Origin of the sequence: Thalassospira sp. UBA1131, assembly GCF_002311515.1 — a bacterium.
In the GTDB taxonomy this organism is placed as follows: Bacteria; Pseudomonadota; Alphaproteobacteria; order Rhodospirillales; family Thalassospiraceae; genus Thalassospira.
In genome coordinates, this window is the sequence record NZ_DCAO01000102.1 from 22,364 (window position 1) to 29,280 (window position 6,917).

7 protein-coding genes are annotated in these 6,917 nt (G+C 54.7%); 5 read left to right on the forward strand and 2 right to left on the reverse strand.

All coding sequences use genetic code 11. From position 1 onward, the window contains the following. The first annotated feature begins 12 nt into the window (after positions 1-12). Together B3Z49_RS16050 and folD are read left to right on the forward strand one after the other, a co-directional pair. A complete protein-coding gene (locus B3Z49_RS16050; RefSeq protein ID WP_296992708.1) occupies positions 13-165 on the forward strand; it encodes a DUF167 family protein in 153 nt (50 codons plus the stop codon). After that, on the forward strand, positions 162-1,061 hold the full coding sequence (gene folD / locus B3Z49_RS16055; protein WP_296992697.1) for a bifunctional methylenetetrahydrofolate dehydrogenase/methenyltetrahydrofolate cyclohydrolase FolD: 900 nt from the start codon (positions 162-164) through the stop codon (positions 1,059-1,061). Before B3Z49_RS16050 ends, folD begins: the two co-directional genes overlap by 4 nt. Before the next feature lie 63 nt (positions 1,062-1,124). Here folD and B3Z49_RS16060 read toward each other — a convergent pair whose 3' ends face one another. Next, on the reverse strand, positions 1,125-2,009 hold the full coding sequence (locus B3Z49_RS16060) for a DMT family transporter (protein WP_296992698.1): 885 nt from the start codon (positions 2,007-2,009) through the stop codon (positions 1,125-1,127). 95 nt (positions 2,010-2,104) lie between these two features. Here B3Z49_RS16060 and B3Z49_RS16065 point away from each other — a divergent pair, with 95 nt between their 5' ends. Together B3Z49_RS16065 and B3Z49_RS16070 are read left to right on the forward strand one after the other, a co-directional pair. Beyond that, on the forward strand, positions 2,105-3,064 hold the full coding sequence (locus B3Z49_RS16065) for a LysR substrate-binding domain-containing protein (RefSeq protein WP_296992699.1): 960 nt from the start codon (positions 2,105-2,107) through the stop codon (positions 3,062-3,064). Between the two features lie 190 nt (positions 3,065-3,254). Then, positions 3,255-3,704 (forward strand): DUF2059 domain-containing protein, encoded by a 450-nt coding sequence (locus B3Z49_RS16070; protein ID WP_296992701.1) that lies wholly within the window; start codon positions 3,255-3,257, stop codon positions 3,702-3,704. Between the two features lie 47 nt (positions 3,705-3,751). On the opposite strand, the gene B3Z49_RS16075 is transcribed toward B3Z49_RS16070, so the two are convergent. Beyond that, positions 3,752-5,674, reverse strand: coding sequence for an SLC13 family permease (locus B3Z49_RS16075; protein ID WP_296992703.1), 1,923 nt, complete (start codon positions 5,672-5,674; stop codon positions 3,752-3,754). A gap of 175 nt (positions 5,675-5,849) precedes the next feature. Between B3Z49_RS16075 and B3Z49_RS16080 the strand changes: the two genes are divergently transcribed. Continuing rightward, positions 5,850-6,917, forward strand: a 1,068-nt coding sequence (locus B3Z49_RS16080; RefSeq protein ID WP_296992705.1) for a winged helix-turn-helix domain-containing protein, incomplete at its 3' end; no start/stop codon positions are given.

Genomic DNA, 6,917 nt, shown 5'->3' on the forward strand with positions numbered 1-6,917 from the left:
AATCAGGCGCTGATAAAACTTTTGGCAAAAGCGGCCAAATGTCCTAAATCGTCGGTCAGGATTGTTTCCGGGCAAACTGATCGCACCAAAACGCTGCTGATCGACGGAAATCCCGAAGAGCTGATGGCGAAAATATCCCAACTCACGGGGCGGACAGACATATGAGTGACGCGAAAATCATCGACGGCAAGGCATTCGCAGCCAAACTGCGCACCGACATCACAGCCGAAGTATCGAAACTTAAATCTGAACATGGCGTAACACCGGGTCTGGCCGTCATTCTGGTCGGCGAAGACCCCGCCAGTCAGGTCTATGTCCGCAACAAGGGCAAACAAACCCTTGAATGCGGCATGAATTCCTATGAGCACAAGCTCCCGGCGGAAACCAGCGAAGAAGACCTGCTGACCCTGATCGCCAAGCTGAATGCCGATGAAAATGTTCATGGCATCCTTTGTCAGCTTCCGGTGCCCAAGCACATCAACGAGCAGGCCATTCTGGCCGCCATTGACCCGGCCAAGGATGTTGACGGCTTCCACGTTGTGAATGCCGGCGCACTGGCGACGGGCGGCGAAGGTTTCGCACCCTGCACGCCGTATGGCTGCCTGATGTTGCTTAAAGATACGCTTGGGGATTTGTCGGGCAAACGTGCGGTCGTGGTTGGCCGTTCAAACATCGTTGGCAAGCCGATGGCGCAGCTTCTGCTGAAGGAAAGCTGCACGGTCACCATTGCGCATTCGCGTACCCGCGACCTGCCTGAGGAAGTCCGCCGTGCCGATATCGTGGTCGCCGCCGTTGGCCGCCCGAACATGATCAAGGGTGACTGGATCGCCCCGGGTGCAACCGTGATTGATGTTGGCATCAACCGCGTTGAAGGTGCTGAAGGCAAAATGAAGCTGGTCGGTGATGTAGAGTTCGAGACCGCATCCAAAGTCGCCGGTGCCATCACGCCGGTTCCGGGCGGTGTCGGCCCGATGACCATTGCGTGTCTTCTGAACAACACCCTGATTTCGGCTTGCCGTGCCAATGGCCTTGAAGTGCCGAACCTTGGTTTTGATAGCTAAGCGACAGGCATCAGCGAAGTTACAAGGGGCAGCCATTGGCTGCCCTTTTTCTTTGAAATCAGGCTATTTGTCGGTGATGCCAGCATTGTATCGATTTCGTGCTGTCGGGCGTTCGACGATCACGAGAGCAACGCCGGCAATGACAACAGCACCACCAATCAGCGACATTTGTGTGAGCTCCTCATCAAGCCATAAAACCCCGCCAAGGATTGTTGTAACAGGCACCAGCAACAAGAACGGACTGACAAACGCCACGGGGTATTTTCCAATCAGGTGATACCAGATGCCGATACCGCCAACAGTCATCGCGATGCCAAGATAGATAACGGTCACCCAGATCGTCGGCGCAGCATTAAGGATCAAGTCGATCTGATCCTTTTCGAAAAATGCAGAGATCAAAAGCAATTGTGGGGACGCAAAGGCCGATATCCACGCCAGATTGCGCAATCCACCTGTCTCCCCAAGTTTGCGGATTTTAATTTGCCCGACAGCCCATGTCAGGATGCTTCCAAGTACCCATGCAACCGCGATGATATTGGTTCGAACCTGCGGGTCACCGGCGATCAGAACGATTCCGGAAAATGCGATCATGGTCCCGATGGCTTTTCTGTAGCCTGGCATTTCTCCAAGCATGATGGCACCGAGCATAATCAAAACCGGTGCTTCCAGTTGAACCAGAAGAATGGTTGTCGATGCATCAAGGTCCTTAAGGCCGACATAGATCATGGCATAAGGCACCGTAATTGCCAGAACCGAAATGAGCACGATAGTGCGCATCTGGCCGTATGGCGGTTTGACAAACCAGATCAATACGATGGCTGCGACGCCAAATCGAAATGCCGCCAAGAGGATGGGCGGGAAGTAGTCGAGGGCGGACTTGGCCAGAACCCAACCCATGCCAAAGATGACTGACATCAGGGTCGCCAGAAGCAGATGTTTATGTTTCACTTTTAAGTTCAGTTAAGTTGTCATTGTTCAGGGTGTATCGTCTGATCCAATGTTCTTAGGTAAGATTGCCAAAAGCCAATCATTTGAAATGTGAAATGAATTCAGAAAAACTAAAGTCTGGCGTGTCTGGCTGGTTGCCGTCGCTTAAATCCATCCGCGCACTGGAAACAGTTGCCCGACACGGGAGCTTTCAACTGGCCGCAGAAGAGCTCGGTGTCAGCCCCGCTGCTGTTCATAAGTTGGTGCGCGGTTTGGAGGACGTGATTGGTCAGGATCTGGTCATTCGGGATGGTCGAAACATTGCCATTACCCAAGCCGCCGAGGCGGGTTTGGCCGAGCTGCATATCGCATTTCAAAATCTTAGCGCCGGGATGCGCAAAATTCGGGAGTATGACGGACGGCGACAATTGAGAATTTCGGTTGATCCGTCTTTCGCGCAGGCATGGCTTGTTGGGCGTCTTGGCCGCTTTCAGGAGCGCAATCCCGATATTGATATTCTGTTGGATTCCACAACGCGCTTTGCCGATATGGCGCATGGTCATGCCGATGTCGCGTTGCGTTATACAAACGAAGTTCGGGGCGATTTGAAATCCGTCAGATTTTTTGAAGACGAAACCATTGCTGTTTGCAGTCCGTCACTGATCCCCGGCAGCCAGCGTCCGCTGGATATCGGACTGCTTGCCGAGTTTCCTTTGTTGCATTTTGATTGGACGCAAACGCCGCAAATTCAGGTCAGTTGGCAGCGCTGGTTGCAGCTTGTCGGTGGACCGGCATTGGCGCTTGGCAGCGGTGTACGGTTCAATGATTACAATGCTGTCGTTCAGGCGGCAATTGCTGGGCAAGGTATTGCCTTGGTGGGAAGGCCTCTCGTAACCGAGGCCTTGGCATCTGGTATCCTTGTTGAGCCCTTCGAGCGCAGTTACCGCAATGGATATGGCTACTTTGCAATCAGCTCCCCTGAGGGTGATGGGGGTGACGATAGCTATGCCGAACAATTCGTTTCATGGGTCGTCGATGAAAGCGAAACTGACAAACTAAAGTGGCCAAACCCATAAAAGCATCGGCACCCCGACGGCGACGACGATGATTTCAATCGGCAGGCTAGACCACCAAGTTAGATAAGGACTGAGCTGTTAAATTGGGCTATTGGGTTTCCACTATAAAGAGATGTATGCTGGTTAAGTCGCTACTATAAGGCGGTAATCTCGTGCCGAGCTGAGCAACATTAAATCTATGGAGGAAAGTATGAAAATTTTAAGAGAAAGCATTTGTTGTACTGGTCTAAAGGGGCTCGCTCTGCTCTTGGCTTTTCTGACTGTGGTCGCTTTATCTAACCCTGCGGTTGCGCAGGATACATCAGAAGCGAAATTGGAAGCTGCTGAGCGGTATGCAAAAATCTTTAATTTGCCGCAGATGATGAATGAAACGGTGGGGCAGATTGCATTGACTGTTCCTGAAAATAAGCGGCAGGAGTTCATTAAATTTATGTCACAAGCACTAGACATGCAGAAGCTTGAGAGCTTGATCGTGACTTCAATGACTGAGCATTTTACAACTAATGAATTGAACGCTCTTGCAGATTTTTATGGATCGCCTGAAGGTGTTTCAATTGTGAAGAAGATGCCGGTTTACATGGCGAGCACAATGCCGCGAATTCAGTCAGCGGTTATTCAAGCAGCGAAGAAATTTCAATAACTGGCATCAATTTGGTTGACGTCCGAATATCTGCGATGAGTTCTACCTCATAATGGCCAGACCCAAAGCAGCATCGGCACACCAACCGCGACAACGATGATTTCAATCGGTAGGCCGAGGCGCCAATAGTCGCTGAAGCGGAAGCCGCCGGGGCCGAGGATGAGGGTGTTGTTCTGATGGCCGATGGGGGTGAGGAACGCACAGGAGGCGCCAATCGCAACCGCCATCAGGAACGGGTCGGAGCTGGCATCGAGTTGGGCGGCGCTGCCAATTGCAATCGGACACATGACGGCGGCGGTTGCGGCATTGTTCATGAAGTCCGAGAGTGTCATGGTGACAATAAGGATCAGGGCAAGGGCAACTGGCGCGCTTCCTTGTGCGACGGTATCGAGCAGGAAGCGCGCAATCAGATCGGCACTGCCAGTACTTTCCATGGCATTGGCGACCGGGATCAGGGCGGCCAGCAACACCACAACCGGCCAGTCGACCGCATCATAAAGGGTGCGCGGCGAGACCACACCCACCAGCAAAGTGGCAAGCACGCCAAGTGCAAACGAAATGGCGGCAGGCAGGATGCCAAAGGCCGCGAGCGCAATCGCAATGGCCATGATGGCGGTGGCCTTGAAGGCCTGTGTCTTGTCGCCAAGGTTGAGCGACCGTTCGGCAAGCGGCGCGCAGCCCAGGCGATTGCCAAATTCGTTAATGGCCGCAGGCGTGCCTTGCATCAAAAGCACGTCCCCGGCCTGCATTTTCATGGTGCGCAAGCGTGACATCGAACGGTGTCCCTGACGGGACAGGGCCAGCAAGTTGATGCCATAGCGGCTGCGGATGCGGATATCGGCTGCAGATCGCCCGATGAAGGAGGCGTTCGGCAGGACCACGACCTCGATCAGGGAGATATCGTCTGACTGAAGGGCCGTTTTCTTTGTATCAGAGTCCTTTTTCTCCGATTTGGAGGCGTCATCCTTTTCGGCGTCAGCCTTTGGCGCGTCGCCGGATTTTTCGGCTGCCTTTTGGGCCTTTTGCGCGCGGACCTGTTCCTTGGCCTCTTCCTTTTGTTCGGCGTTGGCTTCTTCGCTGCGCAGTTCGGCTTCCAGGGTCAGCTCAAGACCAGACAGGGCACTTGCCAGTCCTTCGGGTTCGGCTTCGATCAACAGAATGTCGTCTTGTTGCAGTTCGCGATAGGGGCTTGGTGCTGGAATGCGGCGTTCGTTGCGGATCAGGCCAATCACCTGCGCGTCCGACTTTTCAAGCTCGTCATTGATGTCGCGCATGAACATGCCGATGGCCTTGCTGCCCTCGGTAATGCGGGCCTCGGTCAAATAGGATCCGGTCTCGAACCCTTCGGCCCCGGCGCGTTGGCGGGTCGGCACCAGAAAGCGGCCCAGCAGAATGACAAACAGCAGTCCGGCAAGGGCGATGGCAACGCCGACCGGGCTGTAATCAAACATCGAAAAGCCTGCCCCGTTTACCTCGGCCCGAAAGCCCGAAACGATCAGGTTGGGGGGCGTACCGATAAGCGTCGTCATGCCGCCAAGGATCGAGCCAAAGGCAAGCGGCATCAGGATTTTGCCCGGTGGCAGGTCCTGTTTGTTGGCGATCTGAAGGGCAATCGGCATCAAAAGGGCCAGTGCCCCGACATTGTTCATGAAGGCCGACAGGATGGCGGCCAGAAGGCTGAGCGCTGCCATGGTGACAAACGGCCCGGCCGATTGCGGCAAGACAGTGCGCGACAGGGTATCAACCGCCCCTGACCTTTGCAGGGCGGAAGACAGGATCAGGATACAGGCTACCGTGATCACAGCCGGATGGCCAAATCCGACAAAGGCCCCGTCGGTCGGAACCAGCCCCAGAACCACACAGACCAGAAGGGATGCCATCGCCACCATATCATGGCGCCAGCGCCCCCATAAAAACAGCACCACAGTGCCAAGCAGCACGGCCAGAATCATGATTTGCGGGGTGGTCATTCGGGCTGTCCTGTCTGTTGGGGCGCTTTTGTCGCGATCAGGATTGAAGCCTATGAGGGTGTCGGTGTGCGGTCAAGTTCGCCAGCAGTGGTAACTGCAAAATCATCCTGCCAGAATTGTCAGGAGCCTGTGTTAGCATGCACCTGTTTTTATTCGATTTTCCAAGTGTGTCCTGATGCCGATTGACAGTGCTGCCACCCCGTCCCCAACCGTTTCGATATCTGCCAAACAGGCGCGTAACCTGGCACTTGTCGGGCAGGGATTTGCCGCCAATCCCGACCGGGATGTGACCAAGCGCCAGATCCTTAAAACCATCCGCGCGACCAACATGCTGCAGGTCGACAGTGTCAATGTCCTGACACGGGCGCATTACATGCCGATCTTTTCGCGGTTGGGCGTTTATGACCCGAAGATGCTTGATGAAATGGTCTGGGGGACTGCGCGCCAGCGCAAGCTGTTTGAATATTGGGGCCATGAGGCATCGATGATCCCGGTTGAGGATTATCCGCTTTATCGTTGGCGGATGCGCGATGCCGAACGGGGCATGGGCACGTGGGGACGGATCGCGCGGGTTCAACGCGAACAACCCGATCTGATTGACAACATCCTGCGCCATATTGACCAAGAGGGCGCGGTTGCGGCCAGTTCCCTTGAGACCGATGGGCGTAGTAGCGAGAAATGGTGGGGCTGGTCGAATACCAAAACCGCGATGGAATACCTGTTCTGGAGCGGGCAGGTGATGGCGCGCAAACGGCGCAGCAGTTTTGAGCGCGAATATGATTTGCCGCATCGGATCATTGGCGATGCGGCACACGAACCCGACCGGGATCGACAGGATGCGATGTGCGATCTTATCTGTCAGGGGATTGCCGCCATGGGGGTCGCCGCCGAGATTGATCTGCGCAAATATTTCCGCCTGCCAACCGATGAAACCAAGGCCTGTCTGGCGCGACTGGTCGAGGAGGGCCGGTTGTTGCAGGCCGACGTCGAAGGCTGGAAACAGCCAGGCTATCTGTGCCCGAAAGTTAATCCGCGGTCACGTGCCAAGCCGACATGTCTGATGGTGCCGTTTGATCCGGTGATGTGGGAACGTGATCGGGTGGAGCGGATATTTGGCTTTAACTACCGGATCGAGATTTATGTGCCGGCCGAGAAACGCCAGTACGGCTATTACGTTTTGCCATTCATGTTAAACGGCGAATTTGTTGCCCGGGTGGATTTGAAATCAGATCGGCAGGCCGGG